Source organism: Curtobacterium sp. Curtsp57 (assembly GCF_047324335.1).
Taxonomy (GTDB): Bacteria; Actinomycetota; Actinomycetes; order Actinomycetales; family Microbacteriaceae; genus Curtobacterium.
In genome coordinates, this window is the sequence record NZ_CP168511.1 from 939750 (window position 1) to 964340 (window position 24591).

The window sequence follows — 24591 nt, forward strand, 5'->3', positions numbered from 1 at the left end:
TCGTCTCCTCCCTAGCTCCGTGCCCGCGTGCGGGGGTCGATGATCCCGTACAGCAGGTCGACGACGAGGTTCGCGCCGAGGACCGCCAGGGTGATGAACAGGAAGATCCCCTGCATGAGCGCGTAGTCGTTGTTCGTCACGGCGGAGAGGAGCTTCGATCCGATGCCCGGGTACGAGAACACCTGCTCGGTGACGACCGACCCGGAGACGATGAACCCGAGGGAGATCGCGAACCCGGCGACGGACGGCAGCACGGCGTTCCTGGCGGCGTAGTTCCGCAGGATCTTGCCGTCGGACAGGCCCTTCGCCTGCGCGGTGGTGATGTAGTCCTCGGAGAGGGTCGACACCATCATGTTGCGCATCCCGAGCAGCCAGCCGCCGAGGGACGCGAGCACGATCGTCGCGGCGGGCAGCACGCCGTACTTGATCGCCGACCCGATGAACTCCAGGTTGAACCCAGGCGTCAGGACGACGTCGTAGCCGCCCTGCGCCGGGAACAGGTGCATGCCGGTGGCGAAGAAGTACACCAGGATCAGGGCGAGCCAGAAGTACGGCACGGCGGCGAGCAGGGTGGTGGCCGGCACGAACGAGTCGAGCCAGGTGCCGGGCTTCCAGCCGACGAACGCACCGAGGCCGACGCCGATGACCGCGGCGAGGATCGTGGCGATGCCGACGAGGGCGATGGTCCACGGCAGCGAGCTCGCGATGACCTCGGTGACGGGCGCCGGGAAGTAGCTGACGGACACGCCGAGGTCACCCCGGAACACGTTGCCGAGGTAGCGGCCGTACTGGACGATGATCGGTTCCGAGGAATCGCCACCGAGGAGCAGCTCGTACGCCTGCCGGGTCGCCGGGGTCACCTGTCCGCCGCGCTGCTGGAGCTTGGCGAGCAGGATGTCCACCGGGTTCCCCGGCAGGAGCCTGGGGATGATGAAGTTCAGCGTCAGAGCCGCCCAGAGTGCGACGACGTAGAAGCCGATCTTGCGCAGGAAGTAGGTCATCGTCGCGTGCTCCTCGGTCGCGATCCCATCGGCGTCAGCCCTTCGCCGGCTTGAGCGCCTTGAAGATCTCGGCGTTGTCCGGGCTCGCCCAGACGGCCGGGAAGGCGTAGAGGTCGGACTTGGTGGGCCACCCGGTGAACTTCGACGCGTGGAACTCGCTCGTCGTGCCGCCGGTCATCACGGGGATGTAGGGCATGTCCTCGACGACGTGCTGCTGGATGACGTCGAGTTCGGGCTGGGTCGCCGCGGTGTCCTCGGGGTTGATCGCGGCGAGCTTCGTGAGCGCGGCGTCGACCTCGGGGTTGCTGTACCTGGCGATGTTCATCGGGGCTGCCTCGCCGACCTTCGCGGTGTTCGCGGTCGAGAAGTAGTTGTTGTACAGGTAGTAGGGGTTCGCGGTCGGGCCCTGGCCGAGCGAGTCGATCGCGAGCTCGAAGTTCCCCTTCGTCTTCTTGTCGGTCCACTCGTTCCACGACGACTGCTGCGCCTTGAGCTCGATGCCCGCTGCCTTGAGTTGCTGCGTCATCGTGTCGATCGCGGTGATGTAGTCGGTCCACCCGGTGACGACCTCGACGGTCAGGGACAGCTTCTTGCCGTCCTTGGCGTAGATGCCGTCCGCGCCCTTCGTGTACCCGGCGCCCTCGAGCGTCGACGCCGCGGCGGCCGTGTCGGCTCCGGACGGCATGACCGTGGGCGAGACGTCCTTCGAGATGGTGTCCTTCTGCGTCGTGGTGAGCGCGAAGGTCGGCGAGATCTCGCTGGCCGTGTTCGAGAACGCGAGCGAGTTCAACTGCTTGCGGTTGATCGCGTCGGCGATGGCGTGCCGCACGGCGGAGTCGGTCTGCGGACCGGAGCAGCCGAGCGCGGTGGACGAGCAGGTGAGGAGCGCCATCTGGTTCTGCCCGATGGTGATGCCGTCGTAGCCCGGGTACTTGCCGGGGATGTCGTCCATGTTCGGCACCGGACCGGTCTGCCAGTCGATGGAGCCCTGCGACAGGGCGTCGGCGCCGGCGGTGTTGCCGGAGAGCGAGAGGTAGCGGATCGTCTTCACGGCCGGTGCGCCGCCCCAGTAGTCCTTGTTCGCCTCGAGGGTGAACGCCTGCGCCTTGAAGGTGCCGAGCGTGTACGGACCGGTGCCGACGGGCTTGCGGACGACGTCGGTGGTCGGGTCGATGTCCTTCCACAGGTGCTCTGGGACGATCCACGTCTTGCCGAGCAGGTTCGGGCCGAGCACGAACGACGGCTTGTCGAACGACACCACGACCGTGTCGTCGCCGTCGGCCTTCGCGGTGCCGTCGTAGCCGATGGAGTTCAGCGCCTTCTGCTTCTTGAGCATGTCGAGCGTGAAGACGACGTCCTTCGCCGTGAAGGGCTTGCCGTCGCTCCACTGCACGCCGTCGCGGAGCGTGATCGTCAGCTGCGTGCCGTCGCCGTTCCACTCGTAGGACTTGCCGAGGAGCGGCTTCGGGTCCTTGGTGTTGACGTTGGTGATGAAGAACAGCGATTCGTAGATCGTGCCGACGCCGCCGATGTTGGAGGGCGACCACGGGTTGTAGTTGATCTGGTAGTCGCCGGACTGGCCGGTGTAGGCGATCAGGGTGGAGGCAGCGTCCCCGGTGCTGGCGGAGCCGCTGGAGCTGCAGCCGCTCAGCGCGAGGCCGGCTGCGAGGAGAACGGCTCCGCCGATGGCGAGCCGTGAACGGGTTGGGTTGAACATCGTTGTCCTCTCGGTCTGCGTCGTCGCAGGTCCACGTTGTGAGCGTGATTGTTACACGCATAAACTAAGTCGGTCAAGAGGCAGCGACGACGCGGCCCGACGAGCACTGGAGACGCGATGGAGCGGACGACACTGGACGGCACGTGGACCCTCGAGGCGGTGCACGGCCCGGCCGAGGCACCGACCGGGAGGATCGCGGCGACGGTCCCCGGCTGCGCACACACGGACCTGCTGCGCGCCGGCCTGATCCCCCACCCGTTCGACGGCGACAACGAAGCAGCGACGCAGTGGATCGGCGACACCGTCTGGCGGTACCGCCGCACGTTCGAGTGGGCAGCACCCGACGCCGAGCGCCACGACCTGGTCGCCGACGGACTCGACACCCTGGCCACCATCGAGCTGAACGGCATCGTCGTCGGCACCACGAGGAACCAGCACCGCTCGTACCGGTTCCCCGTCGGACACCTGCTCCGCCCCGGCACGAACGAGCTCGTCGTCACGTTCGACGCCCCGGTGCCCGCTGCCGAGCGGGAATCCGCGCTGCACGGCGGCGAGCTCCCGCACGTCAACCACCACCCGTACAACGCGCTGCGGAAGAACGCGTCGAACTTCGGCTGGGACTGGGGCATCGACGTCGCGACGAGCGGCATCTGGAAGTCGATCGGCATCGAGTCCTGGAGCGGCGTCCGCATCGCGTCCGTCCGCCCCCTCGTCGACCTGGACGGCGCCGACGGGGTGCTCACCGCACACGTCGAGGTCGAGCACGCCGGTTCCACCGGCGCCTTCTCGCAGGCGATCGGCGGGACACCCGTCACGTCCACCGGCGGTGACGGAACGACCGGACTGGAGGCACGGATCACCGTGGCCCCGCACCGCGCGTCCGCCACGTCCCCCGGATCCGGCGCCGAGCCTCCCGTCCGGATCGTCGGCTCGCGCCCCGTCGTGGACGGGACGGCCACCGTCCGGGTCGTCGTGCCCGACGTCGCGGTCTGGTGGCCGCGCGGCGAGGGCGACCAGCCGCTCCACGACGTCCGCGTCGAGGTCGGCGACGCGGTGTGGACCGGCCGCGTCGGCTTCCGCACGGTCACGCTCGACACGGCGGCGGACGCCGACGGCGCGCCCTTCCTGCTCCGGGTGAACGGGCGCCCGGTGCTGGTCCGCGGGGCGAACTGGATCCCGGACCACGCGTTCCTGACCGAGATGACACCGGAGCGCTACGCCGACCGGATCGACGACGCCGTCCAGGCGAACGTGAACCTGCTGCGGGTCTGGGGCGGCGGCGTGTACGAGTCGGCCGACCTGTACGACCGGTGCGACGAGCTCGGCGTGCTCGTCTGGCAGGACTTCCTGTTCGCCTGTGCCGCCTACGCGGAGGAGCCGTGGCTCGCGGACGAGGTCGAGGCCGAGGCCCGCGAGGCCGTCACCCGACTGTCCCCGCACCCGTCGCTGGTGGTGTGGAACGGCAACAACGAGAACCTCGTGGCGTACGCGGAGTGGGGCTGGCGGCCGTCGCTCGTCGGCCGGACCTGGGGCAACGGGTACTACCGGTCGCTGCTGCCCGCGATCGTGGCGGAGCTCGACCCGACGCGGCCGTACACGCCCGGCAGCCCGTTCTCCTTCGACGAGTACCTGACGCCGAACGACGAGCGGAACGGCAGCGTGCACATCTGGGACGTCTGGAACCGGCTGGACTACCGCGCCTACGCGGACTGGGACCCGCGTTTCGTCGCGGAGTTCGGGTTCCAGGGGCCGCCGGCGTGGTCCACCCTGACCGCGGTGGTGCACGACGAACCGCTCGACCCGGACGGGCACGAGATGCTCGTGCACCAGAAGGCGGACGAGGGCAACCGGAAGCTCGCCGACGGCATGCGCGGGCACCTGCCGAAGCCGGCGTCGATCGAGGACTGGCACTGGTCCGCGCAGCTGAACCAAGCGCACGCGATCCGGTTCGGCATGGAGCGGTTCCGGTCGCGCACCCCGCACAACACCGGGACGATCGTGTGGCAGTTGAACGACGACTGGCCGGTGGTGTCCTGGTCGCTCGTGGACCACGCGGGGATCAGGAAGCCGGTCTGGTACGCCGTCCGGCACGCCTACCAGCCGGTGCTGCTCACCGTGCAGCCCGGGGACGGGTCCGGCCTCGACCTGGTGCTGGTGAACGCGTCGGGCGCTCGCGTCGAGGACACCGTGACCGTCGAGCGGGTCGGGTTCGACGGTTCGGTCCTCGCATCGGGGTCGTTCGACGTCGGCGCTGCGCCCGCGGATGCCGCGCGGGTGGCACTGCCCGTGTCGCTCGCCGTTCCGGAGGACCCCGCGACCGAGGTCCTCGTCGTCTCGGGTCCGCTCGGCCGCACGGTGCACGACTTCGCCGAGGTGGTCGACCAGCGGCTCACGCCTGCGCCCCTGACCGTCTCGGCGACGCCCACCGAGGACGGCGCCAGGGTGACCGTGACCGCCACGTCCTACGCCCGCGACGTGTCGGTCTTCCCGGACCGTGTCGACCCTGCCGCCCGCGTGGACGACGGACTCGTGTCGTTGCTGCCAGGCGAGTCCGTGACGTTCACCGTGACGGGCGCACCAGGTGTCGACACCGTGGCACTCGGGTCGCCGCTCGTACTCCGGCACGCCGGGGACCTGCGCGGGTAGCGCCGCCGCTCGGACGCGTCAGTCGAGCGCGCTGCACTCCAGCACGATCGCGGTCCCGGGCGCGAGCATCGGCAGGCGCGCGCCCACGTCCTCGAGCACGGCACCGGGCAGCTCGAGGAACCCGCGCTCGATCCACTGCGGCGGCACCATGTCGAGACCGTGCGGGACGCCGATGCCCGCGACCGGGGCGAGCCGGTAGCGCCGCGTCCTGTCGAGCCCGCGCAGCCGGAGCGGTACCGCGAGCGACTGCGGCCCGGTGGCCGTCCTGGCGACGCGGACGAGCGCGCGGGACCGATCGGTGGCGACGACCGAGGTGGTCGCGAGACCGGGGTCGCCGAGGTCGAGGTGCCGGAGCCGTCCGGTGTGCAGCAGCCCGCGCTCCCGCCGGTACAGCGCCGTCCAGGCACGGATCCGGTCGAGCTCGACGGGCGTCAGCGTGGTGACGTCGGTCTCGATCCCGGCCGAGCCGAACAACGACACCGCCATCCGGAAGTCCAGGTCGAGGTGCCGTCCGGTGGTGTGCGAGACCTCCGGTCCGACGTGCGACCCGATGAGCTCCAGCGGCAGGAGCACCTCGGTCCAGCGCTGGACGGGCAGCCGTTCGAGGGCGTCGTTCGTGTCCGACGGCCACACCCGGTCGGTCCGTTTGAGCACCCCGAGGTCGACGCGGGCTCCTCCGCTCGCACAGGCCTCGATCTCGAGCCACGGGTGCCGGGCACGCAGCTCGTCCATCAGCGCGTAGACCCCGCGGGTGTGCGCATCGAGTCCCGCGCGCCCGTCGTGGACCGCGTGCACGACGTCCCGGTTCTGGTCCCACTTGACGAACTCCACGTGGTGCTCGCCGATGACCGCCGACATCGCTTCGAGCACGAACGCCCGGGCGTCCGGGTTCGCCATGTCCAGCACGTACTGGTTGCGCCAGGTCCGCACGTCGTCGTCCGGGCGCTGCAGGAGCCACTCCGGGTGGGCGACGGCGAGCTCGGACACCGGGCTCACCATCTCGGGTTCGAACCAGAGCCCGAACTCCATCCCGAGCTCCCGGACACGGTCGACGAGCGGCCGGAGCCCGTCCGGCCACACCGCGGGGTCCACCCGCCAGTCGCCGAGCGAGGTGCTGTCGGACCGGCGCCCGAGGAACCACCCGTCGTCGAGGACGAACCGCTCGACGCCGATGTCCGCGGCGGTCTCCGCGAGGGCGACGAGCGGCGCGAGCTCCTGGCGGTAGTACACGGCTTCCCAGGTGTTCAGGACGACGGGCCTGGGCCGTCGCGGGTGTCCGGGGCGTGCGCGGAGCGAGTCGTGGAACCGGGCGGAGACACCGTCGAGCCCCTCGTCGCTCCAGACGAACACGGCGTCAGGGGTGGTGAACGTCTCGCCGCGCCCGAGGACCACCTCGCCGGCGCGCAGGAGTTCTCCCGCCCCGAGCAACGGCCGGGCCTCGGCGAGCAGGTCGATCCGGTGGACGGCGTCGGCGCTCCACGCGAGGTGCACCGCCCACACCTCACCGGCGGCGTCGTCGAACCCCGGCGTCCCGAGCGCCAGCAACGTCGGCGCGTCGTGGCCCGTCCGTCCGCGGCGACTCTCGCGTGCATGGCTCCCGGCGGTCAGTGCGCGACGCTGCGGCGTGCGCTCGCGGGTCCACCGCCCGCCGAGGTCGAGGACCTCTGCCACGCGCTCCCCCACCGGCAGCGTCGCCTCGAGCGCCTGGAGATGGACGGGCACGTCGCCCCGACCGGTGACCGCGTGGCGCACGCGCAGCACGCCGGCACCGTCGAGCGCGAACACGCTCCGGAGTGCCAGGACGTCGGAGTGCGCCGTGACGACGAGTTCCATCCCGTCGGAGGCCACGCGGGCGTCGCGCCAGCGTGGCACGAGCGGCGCGCCGTCGACGTGCCCGGCGATCCCGGGCCGCCCCTCCCAGCCGTCCCGCTCCGTCGGCAGCACGGTGAGCGGCCACGGTTCGTCGAACGCGCTCGGCGAGACCGGGCGGCCGAGCGCCATGACCACGTCGTCGGCGTCGGTGTCGGCGATCTGGCCGACGTCACGGCCCCAGTGCAGCACCTCCGGCAGCCCGTCGACCGCGGCGGCGACCACGAGCGACACCCCGGCCGCACGGAGGACGTGGACCGGCCGCACCGGCTCGGCGGGACCGAGCGGGCGCGCGCCGCGGTCGACGACGGTCATGCCGCACGCTCCTCGCGGAGCACGCGGACGCGTCCGGCCGGCACGATGGTCTCCGGTCCGTGGACGGAGCCGTCGACCAGGTCCGTGCCGGACGCGACGACCGTGACGGGGTCCGCACGGTGGTTGAGGAGGAACAGGAACGCGGAACCGTCGCGTCCGACGCGACGCACGGCCTCCAGTCCTGGAGGCCCGGTGACGGTCCGCGGGATCGCCCGCTCCGCCACGATCCGGTCCACGAGCCGTTGGATGCTGTCGTCCGACAGCATCGCCGAGACGTACCAGGCGTCGCCGGCGTCCGCCTGTCGGCGGGTGACCGCCGGGCGACCGGCGAGCGGCCCGTCCGTGTACGCGAGGACGACGTCGGCATCGGTCACGAGGACCGCCTCGGCCCAGTCGGTGACCACCTCGCCGTCGTCCAATGACCAGCGTTCCTCGCGCTGCAGTGGGGTGAACTCCTCGCTCCACGCGCCGAGCACGTCGCGGAACGCGCCCGGGTACCCGCCGGTGCGGATGCGTGCGTGCTCGTCGGCGACACCGGACAGGTACGTCACGACGAGCGTCGCGCCCCGGTCCACCACGGCGGAGAGCCGAGCCGCCGTGGCGTCGTCCACGACGAGCAGCGTGGGCAGCACCACGACGTCGTAGGCGTCGAGGTCCGCGTCGACCGGCACCACGTCGGTCAGCACCTGGCGGTCGAAGAACGCGCGGTGCCATGCGCGGAGTTCCCGGGCGTAGGACAGTGCCCGGTGCGGCTTGAGTCCGGACTGCACGGCCCAACCGGACGGGTCGTCGACGACGAGCGCCACCCTGGCCGGCTCGACGACGCTGCCCTGCACGGGCGCGAGTGCCTGCATCGCCCGACCGAGTGCGGTGACCTCGCGCCAGATCCGGGTCCGGGTGCCGGCATGCGGCAGCATCGCGGAGTGGAACTGCTCCGCACCGGCCGTCGACGCCCGCCACTGGAAGAACAGGGCGCCGTCCGAGCCGCGGGCGACGTGGGCGAGCGCGTTCCGCACGAGTTCGCTCGGCTCCTTCGCACGGTTCCGCTCCTGCCAGCTCGGGCCGCCGGTCGAGTGCTCCATGAGGAGCCACGGGCCACGCCCCCGGGTGATCCCCCGCATCCGGTCGGCAGCAGCCGCGAGGTCCTGCTCACGACGCGGGTCCTCCACGAGCGTGTAGTGGTCGTTCGCGGGGATCGCGACGTGCGCGGCCCATGCCGCGTAGTCGACGGTCTGCGATGCCGCGCCCACCATGAAGTTCGTCGTGACGGGGACGGCGGAATGCCGTTCGATGACGGTCTTCTCGTGCAGGTAGTGGGCGAGCAGGGAGTCGGACGAGAACCGCTCGGCGTCGAGGAACAGCCCCGGGTTCGGCGCACCGTCGCGCGGGCCCCGCGGCAGGGACACCTCGTCGAAGTCCGTGTACGTGTGTCCCCAGAACGCCGTACCCCAGGCGTCGTTGAGGGCGTCGATCGACTCGTGGTGCGCACGGAGCCATTCCCGGAACGCCGCAGTGGAGTTCGCGCAGGTGCAGCGCGCGTTGCCACCGCCCAGTTCGTTGCTGACGTGCCAGAGCCGCACGGCGGGGTGGCTGCCGTAGCGCTCGGCGACGGCGTCGACGATCCGTGTGGCGTGCTCGCGGAACACCGGTGAGTCCGGGCACCAGCCGAGCCGTTCACCGGACTGCCGGACGATGCCCTGACGGTCGACGGGGCGGATCTCCGGGTGTGCCGCGACCAGCCAGCTCGGCGCGGCGGCGGTCGGCGTCGCGAGGTCCACCGCGATGCCGTTCCGGTGCAGCAGCTCCAGGACCTCGTCGAGCCACCCCCACGTGTACTCCCCCGGCGCCCGCTCGAGCAGCCCCCAGGAGAAGACCCCGACGGTGACCAGGTTCACCCCGGCCTCGCGCATGAGCCGGACGTCCTCGTGCCAGACCCCGCGCGGCCACTGCTCCGGGCTGTAGTCACCGCCGAACGACAGGCCGGCGGTGGGCCAGGGAGGGGTGGTCCGAGCGGTCACGGCATCTCCTTCGATGGTGGGACCGCACCAGCCTCCCGGTTCGCCCGGTGTTTGTCAACGCGTGTAACTAAGTCGCCCTCAGTCTTGGAGGAGGCCGCGGATCGCGAGCACCGCACCCGCGCGCGCCCACTCGGAGAACTCGAACGGCTGGACCTCGATCGTCAGGGCGTCGGTGTTCGGCACGAGCGCACCACGCAGTGCGTCGTCCACCGCGCTCCGGGCGATGTCGTACACGGGCAGACCGTCGCCCGTGAGCACGATCGCCGACGGATCGGTGACGTGCACGACCGACGCCAGGACGACCCCGAGCGCGCGACCGGCATCCGCGAAGGCCGCGAGAGCCGGGGCGTCCCCGTCCCGGGCGAGCTCCACGACCTCGTCGTACGTCGCACCCACGTGTCCGGAGTTCCGCACGATGACCGGACTCGGCAGGTAGCTCGACGCACAGCCGAGGTGCCCCAGGCCGCAGTCGGGACCACCGCCGAGGACCGGCAGGTGTCCGATCCTCCCGAGCCGCCCGTTCTGCCCGGTCGACACCTGGCCGTTGGCGATGAGCCCGAGACCGACACCCTCACCCACGGTGACGAGCGCCATCGACTCCCGGCCCGCGCCGGCACCGAACCAGTGCTCCTTCGCGGTCAGCGCGTGCACGTCGTTGGCGGTGAACGTCGCGAGGCCCGTCCGTTCGGACACCATCCGCGCGAACGGCACGTCGGCCCATCCGAGGAACACCGACGCGGCGACGATCGGCTCCCCGCTCCGGACGAGCACGTCGCCAGGGAGGGACACCCCCATCGCACAGAGGGCCGGGTTCGACTGCCGGAGCTGCGCCGTGACGACGGTGATCTGCGCGGCGACGTCCTCCGGCACCGTGGACGTCATGACCTCCTCGTGGAGCGCGAGGATCCGTCCACCGAGGTCGGTCACCGCCGCGTACAGGCGGTCCTTCGTGAGCTTCACCCCGAGGAACTCCCACGCCCCCGAGCTCACCTGGAGGAGCTCGGACGGACGACCGGTCGCACCACGGACATCGGTCCCGACCTCGACGACCATGCCGTGTGCGACCAGCAGTCGCATGGCCCGGGTCAGACTCGCCCTGGAGAGCCCGAGAGACCGCGCGATCTCGGCACGGGACAGCACCCCGTGGATGAGGATCTCCCGCAGCGCCAGGCGGGAGCCATCCGGCAGCGCCGGCCAGGTGTGCGTCATCGTTCCTCCGTCGGCCGACCCTGGCTGATCCTATTGCCACTGCTCTCGCGACGACGACCGGGAACGGCGCTGGAGCGGTCGTAGAATGCAGAAAACCCCTGACCAGTACTGGTCAGGGGTTCCCTGGTGTTGCAAAAGAAGTCCGGCAGCGTCCTACTCTCCCACAAGGTCCCCCTTGCAGTACCATCGGCGCTGAGAGGCTTAGCTTCCGGGTTCGGAATGTGACCGGGCGTTTCCCTCTCGCTATGACCACCGGAACACTGTCGACCATGATCTGGTCTCAACATGTTCCTTCAAGCCGTTGCTGAAGTATTCAATTGATTCCCGATCGTCTGTCGGGAACCACAAAGTGGACGCGAGCCCGTGACCCGAAGGCCACGGAAATAATTGTGTTGTCAAGTCTTCGGCTTATTAGTACCGGTCAGCTCCACGGGTCGTTAGTCCCCGCTTCCACATCCGGCCTATCAACCCAGTAGTCTGCTGGGAGCCTCTCACACTCAAGGTGCATGGAAATCTCATCTCGAAGACGGCTTCCCGCTTAGATGCTTTCAGCGGTTATCCGGTCCGAACGTAGCTAATCAGCGGTGCCCTTGGCAGAACAACTGACACACCAGAGGTTCGTCCATCCCGGTCCTCTCGTACTAGGGATAGATCTTCTCAAATTTCCAACGCGCGCAGCGGATAGGGACCGAACTGTCTCACGACGTTCTAAACCCAGCTCGCGTACCGCTTTAATGGGCGAACAGCCCAACCCTTGGGACCTACTCCAGCCCCAGGATGCGACGAGCCGACATCGAGGTGCCAAACCATGCCGTCGATATGGACTCTTGGGCAAGATCAGCCTGTTATCCCCGAGGTACCTTTTATCCGTTGAGCGACAGCGCTTCCACAAGCCACTGCCGGATCACTAGTCCCGACTTTCGTCCCTGCTCGACCTGTCAGTCTCACAGTCAAGCTCCCTTGTGCACTTACACTCGCCACCTGATTGCCAACCAGGTTGAGGGAACCTTTGGGCGCCTCCGTTACTCTTTGGGAGGCAACCGCCCCAGTTAAACTACCCATCAGGCACTGTCCATGAACCCGATCAGGGTCCTACGTTAGACATCCAAAGTGACCAGAGTGGTATTTCAACAATGACTCCACGAACACTAGCGTGCCCGCTTCACAGTCTCCCACCTATCCTACACAAGCCACTCCGAACACCAATACCAAACTGTAGTAAAGGTCACGGGGTCTTTCCGTCCTGCTGCGCGTAACGAGCATCTTTACTCGTAGTGCAATTTCGCCGAGTTCGCGGTTGAGACAGCTGGGAAGTCGTTACGCCATTCGTGCAGGTCGGAACTTACCCGACAAGGAATTTCGCTACCTTAGGATGGTTATAGTTACCACCGCCGTTTACTGGGGCTTAAATTCAGAGCTTCGGCCGAAACCTAACCCCTCCTCTTAACCTTCCAGCACCGGGCAGGCGTCAGTCCGTATACATCGTCTTGCGACTTCGCACGGACCTGTGTTTTTAGTAAACAGTCGCTTCCCACTGGTCTCTGCGGCCTTCAACGCTCGCGGAGTAAATCCGGTCACGTGTCCGGCCCCCCTTCTCCCGAAGTTACGGGGGCATTTTGCCGAGTTCCTTAACCACGATTCTCTCGATCTCCTTGGTATTCTCTACCTGACCACCTGAGTCGGTTTCGGGTACGGGCGGCTGCAACCTCGCGTCGATGCTTTTCTCGGCAGCATAGGATCACTGATTTCCCCTAACGGGTACGCGTCGGATCTCAGGCGTACAGACGACGGATTTGCCTATCGTCAGCCCTACATCCTTACACCAGGTTCACCTTACGGATACCATCGCCTGGCTCAGCTACCTTCCTGCGTCACACCTGTTCATACGCTAACCGCACCAGCATGGGGTCGAGCGTTAGACCGCACCGCTTCACCCCGAAGGGATCCACTGAATACGGGTTAGGACTCTTAGCACCACTGGATTAGCTTGGGCGGTTGTTCGCCGGTACGGGAATATCAACCCGTTGTCCATCGACTACGCCTGTCGGCCTCGCCTTAGGTCCCGACTTACCCAGGGCGGATTAACCTGGCCCTGGAACCCTTGGTCTTTCGGAGGACGGGTTTCTCACCCGTCTTTCGCTACTCATGCCTGCATTCTCACTCGTGTGGCGTCCACGGCTGGATTACTCCGCCGCTTCACTCGCCACACGACGCTCTCCTACCACTCCGCACGACTGAACCACGAAGGCTTGTCTAACATGCGAAATCTACAACTTCGGCGGTGTGCTTGAGCCCCGTTACATTGTCGGCGCGGAATCACTTGACCAGTGAGCTATTACGCACTCTTTCAAGGGTGGCTGCTTCTAAGCCAACCTCCTGGTTGTCTATGCAACTCCACATCCTTTCCCACTTAGCACACGCTTAGGGGCCTTAGTTGGTAGTCTGGGTTGTTTCCCTCTCGACGATGAAGCTTATCCCCCACCGTCTCACTGCTGCGCTCTCACTCACCGGCATTCGGAGTTTGGCTGACGTCAGTAACCTGTTGAGGCCCATCGGCCATCCAGTAGCTCTACCTCCGGCGAGAAACACGCAACGCTGCACCTAAATGCATTTCGGAGAGAACCAGCTATCACGAAGTTTGATTGGCCTTTCACCCCTATCCACAGCTCATCCCCTCCATTTTCAACTGAAGTGGGTTCGGTCCTCCACGACGTCTTACCGTCGCTTCAACCTGGCCATGGATAGATCACTTCGCTTCGGGTCTAGGACATGCGACTGAATCGCCCTATTCAGACTCGCTTTCGCTACGGCTGCCCCACACGGGTTAACCTCGCCACATATCACTAACTCGCAGGCTCATTCTTCAAAAGGCACGCCGTCACCCCTACAAGGAGGCTCCGACGGTTTGTAAGCAAACGGTTTCAGGTACTATTTCACTCCCCTCCCGGGGTACTTTTCACCTTTCCCTCACGGTACTTGTCCGCTATCGGTCATCTGGGAGTATTTAGGCTTATCAGGTGGTCCTGACAGATTCACACGGGATTTCTCGGGCCCCGTGCTACTTGGGATACACATCCGGCCATAACACCATTTCGTCTACGGGGCTGGCACCCACTACGGCCCGGCTTTCAAACCGGTTCGACTATGATGCGCTGTAACCGCCCCAGTCCGGCAGAACTGAGCGACGTGTCCCACAACCCCGACCATGCAACGCCCGCCGGCTATCACACATGATCGGTTTAGCCTCATCCGCTTTCGCTCGCCACTACTCACGGAATCACATGTTGTTTTCTCTTCCTGTGGGTACTGAGATGTTTCACTTCCCCACGTTCCCTCTACCCGCCCTATATATTCAGGCGGGAGTCACCAGGTCGACAAGTCGCCTGGCGGGGTTTCCCCATTCGGAAATCCTCGGCTCACAGCTCGATTATCAGCTCCCCGAGGCTTATCGCAGATTTCTACGTCCTTCTTCGGCTCCAGATGCCAAGGCATCCACCGTTTGCTCTTAGAAACTTGACCACAAAGATTAAAATTGCGATCGAATCGACAACACGACCACCCCGAAAGGCAGTCATCGTTGCGAGCGATCTAAGATGCTCGCGTCCACTGTGTAGTTCTCAACATACGATCGGCACCACACTCCCCCAGCCATAACAGCTAGCTTCATGTGGCCCATCGAAGAACCATGCGGATCACTCCGCCGGCCCAACCCCCACCACCACTCACGTGGACGGCAGGAAGCCTGGTCCCTCAGGACCCAACAACGTGCACCAGCCGGCCCGCTCACCCCCGACCCCTTCCAACCAGACCCGAAGACCTGGCGTACTAAGACCGGAAGCCGCGCTCCCGACTGCACTGTCAATGTTCCACCCATGAGCTACCGGCGAGAACGTTCGTCTCGATCCGGTGCCTGGACATCGCAAGCGATGCCAGATGCTCCTTAGAAAGGAGGTGATCCAGCCGCACCTTCCGGTACGGCTACCTTGTTACGACTTAGTCCTAATCACCGATCCCACCTTCGACGGCTCCTTCCACAAGGGTTAGGCCACCGGCTTCGGGTGTTACCGACTTTCATGACTTGACGGGCGGTGTGTACAAGGCCCGGGAACGTATTCACCGCAGCGTTGCTGATCTGCGATTACTAGCGACTCCGACTTCATGAGGTCGAGTTGCAGACCTCAATCCGAACTGAGACCGGCTTTTTGGGATTCGCTCCACCTTACGGTATCGCAGCCCTTTGTACCGGCCATTGTAGCATGCGTGAAGCCCAAGACATAAGGGGCATGATGATTTGACGTCATCCCCACCTTCCTCCGAGTTGACCCCGGCAGTCTCCTATGAGTCCCCGGCATAACCCGCTGGCAACATAGAACGAGGGTTGCGCTCGTTGCGGGACTTAACCCAACATCTCACGACACGAGCTGACGACAACCATGCACCACCTGTACACCGACCACAAGGGGGCGACCATCTCTGGCCGTTTCCGGTGTATGTCAAGCCTTGGTAAGGTTCTTCGCGTTGCATCGAATTAATCCGCATGCTCCGCCGCTTGTGCGGGCCCCCGTCAATTCCTTTGAGTTTTAGCCTTGCGGCCGTACTCCCCAGGCGGGGCGCTTAATGCGTTAGCTACGACACAGAAACCGTGGAAAGGTCCCTACATCTAGCGCCCAACGTTTACGGCATGGACTACCAGGGTATCTAATCCTGTTCGCTCCCCATGCTTTCGCTCCTCAGCGTCAGTTACGGCCCAGAGATCTGCCTTCGCCATCGGTGTTCCTCCTGATATCTGCGCATTCCACCGCTACACCAGGAATTCCAATCTCCCCTACCGCACTCTAGTCTGCCCGTACCCACTGCAAGCCCGAGGTTGAGCCTCGGGATTTCACAGCAGACGCGACAAACCGCCTACGAGCTCTTTACGCCCAATAATTCCGGACAACGCTTGCACCCTACGTATTACCGCGGCTGCTGGCACGTAGTTAGCCGGTGCTTTTTCTGCAGGTACCGTCACTCTCGCTTCTTCCCTACTAAAAGAGGTTTACAACCCGAAGGCCGTCATCCCTCACGCGGCGTTGCTGCATCAGGCTTTCGCCCATTGTGCAATATTCCCCACTGCTGCCTCCCGTAGGAGTCTGGGCCGTGTCTCAGTCCCAGTGTGGCCGGTCACCCTCTCAGGCCGGCTACCCGTCGTCGCCTTGGTGAGCCATTACCTCACCAACAAGCTGATAGGCCGCGAGTCCATCCCCAACCAAAAAATCTTTCCACCACCAGACCATGCGGCCAGTGATCATATCCAGTATTAGACGTCGTTTCCAACGCTTATCCCAGAGTCAGGGGCAGGTTACTCACGTGTTACTCACCCGTTCGCCACTAATCCACCCAGCAAGCTGGGCATCATCGTTCGACTTGCATGTGTTAAGCACGCCGCCAGCGTTCGTCCTGAGCCAGGATCAAACTCTCCGTAAAAAAATTACAGACCCAACACCCGAAAGCGTCAGGCCGAGTTGATCTTGACTGTTGACTGTCTACTGACAATCTTCAATCCAAAAGGAATTGTCTCCGACTCGACCAGCAAAACCGGCCGAGCACGGGGTCAATAAATTGGCATTGACAATGTGCACGCTGTTGAGTTCTCAAGGACCAGACGCACTCCCCGCTCGACCCCGAAAGAGGTTCCGCCAGAGAGGCATTCGTTCTTGTTCCCCGAGCACGCCGAATCTCTTCGGCTTCTGCGGGGGGTGGTTGCCAGAGCGGGAACCCGTCCGGACTGCGACTTCCGGGGCTTGCACCCTGGTGTCCGTCTCGGCCGTTCCGTTCTCCGCCTCAGCGGCAACGAGTGATTACTTTACACACGCCCCGGGGGCCCTGCCAACCGTCGCTCCCCCCGGGCGTGTCGCGCGTCCGGGCGCCCATGGACGGGTGCGGCGATCAGCATGAGTGCGCAGGAGTGGCGGCCGTTCCGGCGCCGGGAGCGCATCGTCCGCGCACTCGATCCTTCGAGCGACGGCGGCGTTGCTCCAGTGCCGGCGGACCCCCGGGACGACGAGGGGCACAGTGCGCGAACGCACTGTGCCCCTCGAGGTGGAACGGCCGACTACTCGGCAGCGGCGAGCTGCCCGCAGGCCCCGTCGATCTCCTTGCCACGGGTGTCGCGGAGGGTCGTCGGGATGCCGGCGGCGTTGAGTCGACGGACGAACTCGTCCTGCACGTGGACCTCCGACGAGGTCCACACCGATCCGGGCGTCGGGTTGAGCGGGATCGGGTTGACGTGCACCCACCCCTTGCCGCGCTTGTTGAGCTTCTCGGCGAGCAGGTCGGCTCGCCAGGCGTGGTCGTTCATGTCCTTGATGAGCGCGTACTCGATCGAGACCCGTCGCCCGGTCTTGACGTAGTAGTTGTGGGCGGCATCGATGGCCTCGTCGGCCTTCCACCGCGAGTTGACCGGGATGAGCTCGTCACGGAGCTCGTCGTCCGGCGCGTGCAGCGACAGCGCGAAGGTGATCGGGATGTTCTCGTCGGCGAGCTTGTTGATCGCGGGGACGAGCCCGACGGTCGACACCGTGATGCCGCGAGCGCTCATGCCGAGGCCGTGCGGCTGTGGCGCGACCATCGTCCGGACGGCGTCCATCACCCGCTTGTAGTTCGCCAGGGGCTCCCCCATGCCCATGAACACGATGTTCGTCACGCGCTCGGCGTCGACACGGTCCTTGCCGCCCTTGCGCGGATCTCCCCCGAGCTCTCCCGCGGCGATGGCCGCGTTCGCCCGGACGATCTGCTCGATGATCTCGGCCGTGGACATGTTGCGCGTCAGGCCCTGTTGTCCGGTCGCGCAGAACGGGCAGTTCATCCCACAGCCGGCCTGGGACGAGACGCAGAGCGTGATGCGCCCCGGGTAGCGCATGAGCACCGACTCGACGAGGGCGCCGTCGTGCAGCTTCCAGAGGAACTTGATGGTGTCGCCCTTGTCCGTCGCGAGGCGCCTCGTCTCGGTGAGGAGCGGCGGGAGCATGCCGGCGACGAGCTGCTCGCGCTGGGCGGCGGGCAGGTCGGTCATCGTCGACGGGTCGGACGAGTAGTGCGTGAAGTAGTGCGTCGACAGCTGCTTGGCCCGGAACTTCGGCAAGCCGAGCTCGACCACCTTGGCCTCGCGTTCCTCCACCGACAGGTCGGCGAGGTGCTCCGGCGGCTTGCCGCGCTTCGGCGACGCGAACTGCAGGAGCGGACGGCCCTCGCCGTCGGTGGCCTGGGTCCAGCCCTCGGTGCGCGGACGCACCTGCGGGCGAGCAGAGCGCTGCTCTTCGAACGGGGTTCGGGTGTCGGCGGCCATCACTCCAGCTTACGGGACGCGTGGCGCGGGCCGGCGTCCGGTCAGGAACCGGCGGGCAGCAGGCGGGCGAAGTGGTGCGCGGCGGCGTACATCGGGACGATGTCGACGACCTCGCCGGGGTGCGGCGCCTGCAGCACGAGACCCTCGCCGAGGTACAGGCCCACGTGGTCCTCGTTGTCGTACACGACCATGTCGCCGGGCTTCGCCTCGGACTCCGGAATCGTCGTCGCGGCCGCGTCCTGGGTCGGGACGTAGTGCGCCAGCTGGATGCCGACCGCCTGGTACGCCACCATCGTCAGCCCGGAGCAGTCGATGCCCGAGTGGCTCGCCCCGCCCTCGACGTACGGGTCGCCGAGGTACTGCAGCGCCGTCGACAGGATCGTCGCCCGGTCCCCGCCCGCGGAGAGCGCCGTGGACAGTGCGGCCTGCGCCTGGGCCGTGGTCACGCCGAAGCGCGTCACGAGCGTCGGGTACGAGACGACGGTCGTGGTCGTCGCGCTCATGCCGTCGGTCGTGGTGATCGGCACCTCGACGTCGTGCGCCACGGTGTAGTTCTGGAGCGGCTCGGCGGCGGACACGGTCTGCGCCGCGGTGACGTCCGGCGTCGCGGCGTTCGCCGGCATCGACAGGGTCAGCGCCGAGGTGAACGCGAGCGCCGGCGCGAGCAGGATCGCGGCACGCTTGGCGTTCGTCGCACGACGCACGTGCCGGGGATCGAGCGCACGTTCCGCGCGGAGCGCGCCGGAGCGGGACACGAAGGCGGCGCCAGCCGGCTGGGCCACGGCGACCGGCCGTCCCGAGGACGCCTGCCGGAGTGCGATCACCCTGGCGGGCTTCGCGTGTTCGACGTAGGTGGAACGGGCCGCGACGGGACCGGATGCCGATCGTCGACCGCGGGCACGGGAGGTGGGAGGAGCGGGCGGCGCGGGCTGACGGTCGTCGGCTGCTGCGGGCAGTGCGTGGCGTCCCATGGTTCCTTCCGGGTCTCGAGCCGTCGAGCGGTGGTGCACGGGCACGGTCGCAGCGGTGCGATCGCGCCGTCGGGAACGGCGACTCGGGAAGATAACGTATTGGTCACGAACCTGATCCCGGCTGGGGAAGACCGGCGAGTCCCTGCGGGCCGTCACAGGAACCGCCCGGTCTCCCAGGTTCCTCAGGCGACCGGCTCGTCGACCGTCGGCCGCATGACGGCGGCGAGTCGGGCCTCCCGGTCGGCCGCGACGTCGTCGAGGCGCGCCGCCAGCCCGAGGACCGACGCGTCGACCGGTGCGTCCCCCGAGATGTCCCCCGCGATCGGGGCTCCCGCGCGCAGCGCGACCGGCAGGACGCCCGCCCAGACGCCGTGGTCCTCGCCGTCCGCGGGGTCCTCGCCGACGCCGGCGAACCGGATCTTGACGCTCGCGTGCTCGAGCGGGACCTGCAGGACCTGGGTCTGCCTGACCTCCTTGGCGGCCATCTCGCGCACCTCGTCACGGCGGCCGGGCATGAGGTGGTCGCTGACCTGCCACAGCGCCTCGGCGCGGAGCTCGGTGGGCACGACGGTCGCGCGGCCGGCGATCATCGCGCTCCGGTAGTTCGCCGAGCTGTCGAAGGTCGAGCGGGCGAAGACGATGCCGTCGAGGTGCGTCACCGTCGCGGCGACCGGCACACCATCGGCGCCGGCGTCGAGGAACAGGCCGCCCCCGGTCGATCCGTGCAGCAGCAGGACCGGCCCTGCGCCGAGGTCGCCGACGCCGCAGAGGAACGGCAGCACGATCGGGTGGCCGTCGCGGACCAAGCCGACGTGGGCGACGAACGCCTCGGCGAGGACCTCGCGGAGGGCTTCGGGATCGGTGGCCTGGCGGTCGCGCTTCCGGCGGACGGACATCGAGGGGACGGCGGGGGTGCTGGTCATGGCGATCACGCTAGGTTCGGGAGTGGACCAGTCAGTAGTCCAGATCGGATCGAGTGCGATGGACCAGTTCGGGAAGACCGCCGGCGTCGTCACCCGGGTGCGCGGCATGGTGCACGACGGGACGCTCCGCGCCGGGGACGCCCTGCCCTCGACGCGGGTGCTCGCTGCCGAGCTCGGGGTCGCCCGCGGGACGGTGGTCGCGGCGTACGAGCAGCTCGACGGCGAGGGGTACATCCGGACCAGGCACGGGGCGGCGGCGCGGGTCGTCGCGTCGGTGGACCCGGCCCCGGGCACGGGCATGGGCACGAACCCGTCAGCGGACGCGGGCGCGCGGGCGATCGGGGCTGCGCGGGCCGCCGGGGCGGCACGGGCTGCCGGGGCTGCGCGGGCCGCCGGGGCGGCGCGGGCTCCGGAGGCCGGCGTCGTCGACGCACGCCCCGGGATCCCTGCCGTCACCGCGATCTCCGCCCGGGACTGGCGCGCCGCCTGGCGTGCGGCGGCGGACCTGCCACTCCGGAACACCATGTCCGACCCGCTCGGCCTGCCGGCACTCCGGGAGCAGATCGCCGTGCAGCTCGGGCTGAGCCGCGGGTTCGCCCCCGACCCGTCGCGGGTGGTCGTCGCCGCCGGGACCTCCGACGCGGTGTCGCTCGTGACCGAGGCACTCCGCAACGCGCTCGGCCGCGCACCAAGCGTCGCCGTCGAGGACCCCGGCTACCGCTCCGGCCACCGTGCGATCGCGAGTGCGGGCGGGATCGTCGTGCCGGTTCCCGTCGGGCCGGACGGCATCTCGCTGTCACACCTCGCCGACACGACCGTGGACGCCGTCATGGTCACGCCCACCCACCAGTACCCGCTCGGCTCGGTGATGCCGGTCGCGAACCGGCAGCGCCTGCTCGCCTGGGCCGCAGACACGGGCACGCTCGTCGTCGAGGACGACTACGACTCCGAGTTCCGGCACCGCGGGCAGCCCGTCCCGGCCCTCGCCGCGCTCGACGCGTCGGTCCTGCACGTCGGTGGGTTCTCGAAGACCTTCGACCCGCGGCTGCGCTGCGCGTACGTCGTGCTGCCCGACCACGACCGGGCAGCAGACGCCGTGGTCGCCGAAGCCGTCGTCGCGGCACGCATCGCGCGTGGTGCGGTCGTCGCGGAGCCCGTGCAGGCGGCGGTCGCGCACCTGCTCAGGACCGGCGCGTTCCGCCGACACCTGGGGCGGGTGCGGCGCGACTACGCGCACCGACGGGAGCTGATCGCGGCGCGGCTGGCCGGTGCGTCCGGCACGACCGGACTGGAGGCTCGGGCCCTGAACGGCGGGCTGCACGCGGTGGTCTCGTGGCCGGGTCACCCCGCCGCCGCCGACGTCGTCGCCCGGCTGGCGTCGCGCGGGGTCCTCGTGGCGGAGCTCGCGGACTACGAGGTGACGCGGGGCTCGGCGGGCAACGGGGTCGTGCTCGGGTACGGCGCGGTGGCGCTCCCGGCCCTCGAGCACGCCGTTGACGCGTTGCTCGAGGAACTGGGGGCCGGCCGGCCGCGCCGCCGCGGTCAGCGGACGGCGCCAGCGGACGGCGTCAGCGCTTGACGGCGTCGATCTTGAGCATCTTCGCGATGACGCTGTCGAGCTCGCTGTCGTCGAAGACCTGCTTCCAGTCCTCCTTGATGAGCTTGTCGCGGCCGTAGCCCATCGCGATGTGGCAGGCGTCCGAGAACGGGTTCGAGCCGCGGAGCCCGTTCGTCAGCGCGATCCAGGTGTGGCCGTAGAGCATCGCGCGGGCGGCCTCACGGGGAACCCCGACACCGGTGACGGTCTCCTCGAGGGCGTCGTTGAGGAAGTCGCCGATCATGCAGGCGATCGTCTCGACGAGGGTCGGCTCCAGGACGGCGAGCTGCTTGACGGTGACCCAGTGCACCTGGATGACGGGCGCGTACATGGTCGAGATGACGGCTTCGGCGACGGCCTTGGCGGCATCGCCCTCGTCGCCGAGGGACTCCGACGCGTCGAACGCAGCGATGACCTCCTGCGGGGCGGCGATGCCACCGAAGGTGTCGTCCCACTCCTCCTTGGTGGTGCGCTCGAGGAACACCGACGGGTGGCACGGGTGCGCGACGGCGTAGTGGATGTCCTCGCGCTTCGCGAGCAGCCCGGCGTACGCGGCGGCCGGGTCGAGCGTCAGGATCGTCGCACCGGGCCGCATGACCGGCACGAGCTGCTCGGAGATCGTGCCGAGCAGGACGTCCGGCACGGCGAGGACGACCACGTCGGCTGCCTTGGCGGCGTCGAGGCTGTCGGTGATCGATCGGCCGAGGGCCTCGATGCGCTCCTGACCCGCAGGCGAGGCCTCGCTGTAGAGCGTCGTGTACTCGCTCTTCGCGAAGTTGTTCGAGACGCGGGTGCCCATCTTGCCGCCGGCACCGATCACGGCGACGGTGACGTCGGCGGTGCCGGAACCTGCTGCGATGGTGTGGCTGATGGCGGTGTCGGTCATGATTCCTTGCTCCTGGTGTACTCGATGGTGTGTTCGGTCCACGCCGCCTCGACGCGCGTGGTGGTCTGTGCCGGATCGCCGTCTGCGCCCACGGTGGCGTCCTGCCACGGGAGCCAGAACTCGATGACCCGGTTGATGTCCCGACCGTGCGGGTCGATCGCGTCCCGGACGGCCTCGTGGTCGATGCGTCCGGTGCCGATCGGGACGCCGGTGTACTGGAACCCGACCCATCCCGGCGAGCGGGTGAAGTCGGCGTCCTTGACGTGCCAGTTCCGGGTGTGCGGGGCGCACGCGGCGACGACGTCGGACGGGTGTTCCAGGTTCGCGACGGTGTTCGCGGGGTCCAGGCAGATCCCGAGGGACGGGGACGCGACCGCTGTGACGACGGCGACGAGGTCCACGGTCGGCACGACCTCGTACGTCTCGAGGGCGAGCGTCACGCCAGCGGCTTCGTACGCGGGCAGCGCCGCACGCAGCCGGCGTTCGGTCTCGTCGCCGGACGGCAGGTCGTCGCCGGAACTCCACATCGAGCGGACGAGCGTCGCGCCGAGCGCCACCGCGATGTGCAGGTACCGCGCGAGGTGGTCCGGCGCGGTCCCCCTGGTCCCCACCTCGAGCACGAGCCCGAGCTCCCCGGCGAGCGAGCGGATGGCAGCCAGACGCTCGGCCGACGCGGTGTCGAGCGGCAGGTGGTCGCAGATCTGGAAGAGGTCGACCCCGTGCGCCGCCGCGTCCCGCATCGCGTCGTCGAGCGACATCGGCGACGGCACACGGTCGGACATCCGCCAGAAGTAGGCGTACGTGGAGAGCCCGAGCAGCGACGTCATGCGGTCACCGCCAGGGCCTGCGCTTCGTCCAGGATCGTCCTGATCGCCTCGGGGTCGTGCGCGAAGCGGCCGAGGAACAGTCCTCCGATGCCTCCCCGCCCCCGGGTGAGCAGGCCGGGTCCGGCACTCCCGCCGTAGATCACGACGCTCCCGGCCAGTTCCGGCCGGGTCGCGAGGTGTGCCTCGATGCCCGCGAGCACCTCGACGATGTGGTCGTCCGGCGCCGGCTGCGGCGCGCCGATGGCCCAGACCGGCTCGTACGCCGCGATCACCGGGCCGGCGATGCCGTCGGCGACGGCCGTCGAGACGAACCGGTCGAGCTGCGCCGTCACGTCCGAGATCGCTTCCGGACGGGAGGCTCGGGTCGCCTCTCCGACGCAGATCACGGGACGCAGGTGGTTGCGGAAGGCAGCGTGGACCTTCCCGGCGACGTCGTCGTCCGTCTCGTGGAACAGGCTGCGACGCTCCGCGTGCGCGATCTCCACGAGCTCGACGCCGATCTCCGCGAGCTCACGCCCGGAGACCTCGCCGGTGAACGCACCCTCGTCAGCCCACGCCAGGTCCTGGGCACCGAGGAGCACCGGGGTGCCCTCGAGGACCGACCGGACCGGGACGAGCGACGGGAACGTGGGGATCACGAACAGGTCGACGGCGCCGCTCGTGACGGCGGGGTGCTCGCGGGCGATGTCGGCCACGGTGGACGCCCACTCGACCGTCCGGGCGTGGCCGAAGTACATCTTCAGTGACACCCCGATCGTGAGTCGGGGCGTTGCCGTGGCCGTCATCAGGCGTCCGTCCCGACCGGAGCGGAGCCGTCGTACGAACAGATCGCGGCGACCTTCTCGGCGCTGGCGGAGGTCTGGTCGAACTCGTAGCCGAGCCACTCCTTCGCCATCCGGCGGGCGACCTCGACCCCGACGACGCGCTGCCCCATGCAGAGCACCTGCGCGTCGTTCGACAGGATCGACCGCTCGACCGAGAACGAGTCATGCGCGGTCACGGCACGGATCCCGGGGACCTTGTTCGCCGCGATCGCCACACCGAGCCCGGTGCCGCAGATCAGGATCGCCCGGTCGGCGTCGCCGTTCGCGACCATGCGGGCCGCGTCGACGGCGACGTGCGGGTAGGCGGTGTGCCCGTCCGCGTCGACGCCCACGTCGACGACCGACGCGACGCGCGGGTCCTTCGCCAGGTCGGCCTTGATGATCTCCTTGTAGTCGAACCCGGCGTCGTCGGAACCGACGACCAGACGGAACTGTGTGCTCATGGTGATGCCTTTCAGGGG

Annotated in this window: 14 protein-coding genes and 3 rRNA genes; 2 read left to right on the forward strand and 15 right to left on the reverse strand. The window is 68.0% G+C overall.

Translation table 11 applies throughout. The features are described from left to right. Nucleotides 1-11 precede the first annotated feature (11 nt). Entirely contained in the window at nt 12-1001 is a 990-nt protein-coding gene (locus tag ACEN9V_RS04425) for an ABC transporter permease (RefSeq protein ID WP_281267515.1), read from the reverse strand. A gap of 34 nt (nt 1002-1035) precedes the next feature. Continuing rightward, nucleotides 1036-2718: an ABC transporter substrate-binding protein gene (locus ACEN9V_RS04430; RefSeq protein ID WP_413602291.1), complete on the reverse strand. Its 1683-nt coding sequence runs from the start codon at nt 2716-2718 to the stop codon at nt 1036-1038. Between the two features lie 117 nt (nt 2719-2835). On the opposite strand from ACEN9V_RS04430, the gene ACEN9V_RS04435 reads away from it, so the two are divergent. Beyond that, a complete protein-coding gene (locus tag ACEN9V_RS04435; protein ID WP_413602292.1) occupies nt 2836-5364 on the forward strand; it encodes a glycoside hydrolase family 2 protein in 2529 nt (842 codons plus the stop codon). A gap of 18 nt (nt 5365-5382) precedes the next feature. Here ACEN9V_RS04435 and ACEN9V_RS04440 read toward each other — a convergent pair whose 3' ends face one another. The 9 genes from ACEN9V_RS04440 to ACEN9V_RS04480 all read right to left on the reverse strand — a co-directional run bounded on the left by ACEN9V_RS04440 (nt 5383) and on the right by ACEN9V_RS04480 (nt 19996). Further along, nucleotides 5383-7548 (reverse strand): alpha-galactosidase, encoded by a 2166-nt coding sequence (locus ACEN9V_RS04440; protein ID WP_413602293.1) that lies wholly within the window; start codon nt 7546-7548, stop codon nt 5383-5385. Beyond that, a complete protein-coding gene (locus ACEN9V_RS04445; protein WP_413602294.1) occupies nt 7545-9566 on the reverse strand; it encodes a beta-galactosidase in 2022 nt (673 codons plus the stop codon). The genes ACEN9V_RS04440 and ACEN9V_RS04445 overlap by 4 nt, the downstream gene beginning before the upstream one ends. A 78-nt stretch (nt 9567-9644) precedes the next feature. After that, nucleotides 9645-10775 (reverse strand): ROK family transcriptional regulator, encoded by a 1131-nt coding sequence (locus ACEN9V_RS04450; RefSeq protein ID WP_413602295.1) that lies wholly within the window; start codon nt 10773-10775, stop codon nt 9645-9647. A 140-nt stretch (nt 10776-10915) separates the two neighbouring features. Continuing rightward, a 5S ribosomal RNA gene (gene rrf, locus ACEN9V_RS04455) occupies nt 10916-11032 on the reverse strand. Nucleotides 11033-11166: 134 nt separating this feature from the next. Beyond that, a 23S ribosomal RNA gene (locus tag ACEN9V_RS04460) occupies nt 11167-14294 on the reverse strand. 425 nt (nt 14295-14719) lie between these two features. Continuing rightward, nucleotides 14720-16241: ribosomal RNA gene (locus ACEN9V_RS04465) — 16S ribosomal RNA — on the reverse strand. The 16S, 23S and 5S rRNA genes sit together here, the layout of an rRNA operon. Before the next feature lie 628 nt (nt 16242-16869). After that, on the reverse strand, nt 16870-18102 hold the full coding sequence (gene rlmN / locus ACEN9V_RS04470) for a 23S rRNA (adenine(2503)-C(2))-methyltransferase RlmN (protein ID WP_281267509.1): 1233 nt from the start codon (nt 18100-18102) through the stop codon (nt 16870-16872). A 41-nt stretch (nt 18103-18143) separates the two neighbouring features. Next, nucleotides 18144-19073 (reverse strand): C40 family peptidase, encoded by a 930-nt coding sequence (locus ACEN9V_RS04475; protein ID WP_413602296.1) that lies wholly within the window; start codon nt 19071-19073, stop codon nt 18144-18146. A 182-nt stretch (nt 19074-19255) separates the two neighbouring features. Continuing rightward, the gene (locus ACEN9V_RS04480) at nt 19256-19996 is read right to left on the reverse strand and encodes a pyridoxamine 5'-phosphate oxidase family protein (protein ID WP_413602297.1); all 741 of its coding nucleotides are present in this window, start codon (nt 19994-19996) and stop codon (nt 19256-19258) included. A 22-nt stretch (nt 19997-20018) separates the two neighbouring features. On the opposite strand from ACEN9V_RS04480, the gene ACEN9V_RS04485 reads away from it, so the two are divergent. Then, the gene (locus ACEN9V_RS04485; RefSeq protein WP_413602298.1) at nt 20019-21575 is read left to right on the forward strand and encodes a PLP-dependent aminotransferase family protein; all 1557 of its coding nucleotides are present in this window, start codon (nt 20019-20021) and stop codon (nt 21573-21575) included. Here ACEN9V_RS04485 and ACEN9V_RS04490 read toward each other — a convergent pair. From ACEN9V_RS04490 to ACEN9V_RS04505, 4 genes are read right to left on the reverse strand one after another with little or no spacing between them, the layout of a single operon-like run. Next, nucleotides 21565-22479: a phosphogluconate dehydrogenase C-terminal domain-containing protein gene (locus ACEN9V_RS04490; protein WP_413602299.1), complete on the reverse strand. Its 915-nt coding sequence runs from the start codon at nt 22477-22479 to the stop codon at nt 21565-21567. The two genes, ACEN9V_RS04485 and ACEN9V_RS04490, sit on opposite strands and share 11 nt — an antisense overlap. Continuing rightward, nucleotides 22476-23306: a sugar phosphate isomerase/epimerase family protein gene (locus ACEN9V_RS04495; protein WP_413602300.1), complete on the reverse strand. Its 831-nt coding sequence runs from the start codon at nt 23304-23306 to the stop codon at nt 22476-22478. Before ACEN9V_RS04495 ends, ACEN9V_RS04490 begins: the two co-directional genes overlap by 4 nt. Beyond that, nucleotides 23303-24091 (reverse strand): triose-phosphate isomerase family protein, encoded by a 789-nt coding sequence (locus ACEN9V_RS04500; RefSeq protein WP_413602301.1) that lies wholly within the window; start codon nt 24089-24091, stop codon nt 23303-23305. Before ACEN9V_RS04500 ends, ACEN9V_RS04495 begins: the two co-directional genes overlap by 4 nt. Then, complete coding sequence (locus tag ACEN9V_RS04505) at nt 24091-24573, reverse strand: ribose-5-phosphate isomerase (RefSeq protein ID WP_281267503.1); 483 nt, start codon at nt 24571-24573, stop codon at nt 24091-24093. Before ACEN9V_RS04505 ends, ACEN9V_RS04500 begins: the two co-directional genes overlap by 1 nt. Nucleotides 24574-24591 lie beyond the last annotated feature (18 nt).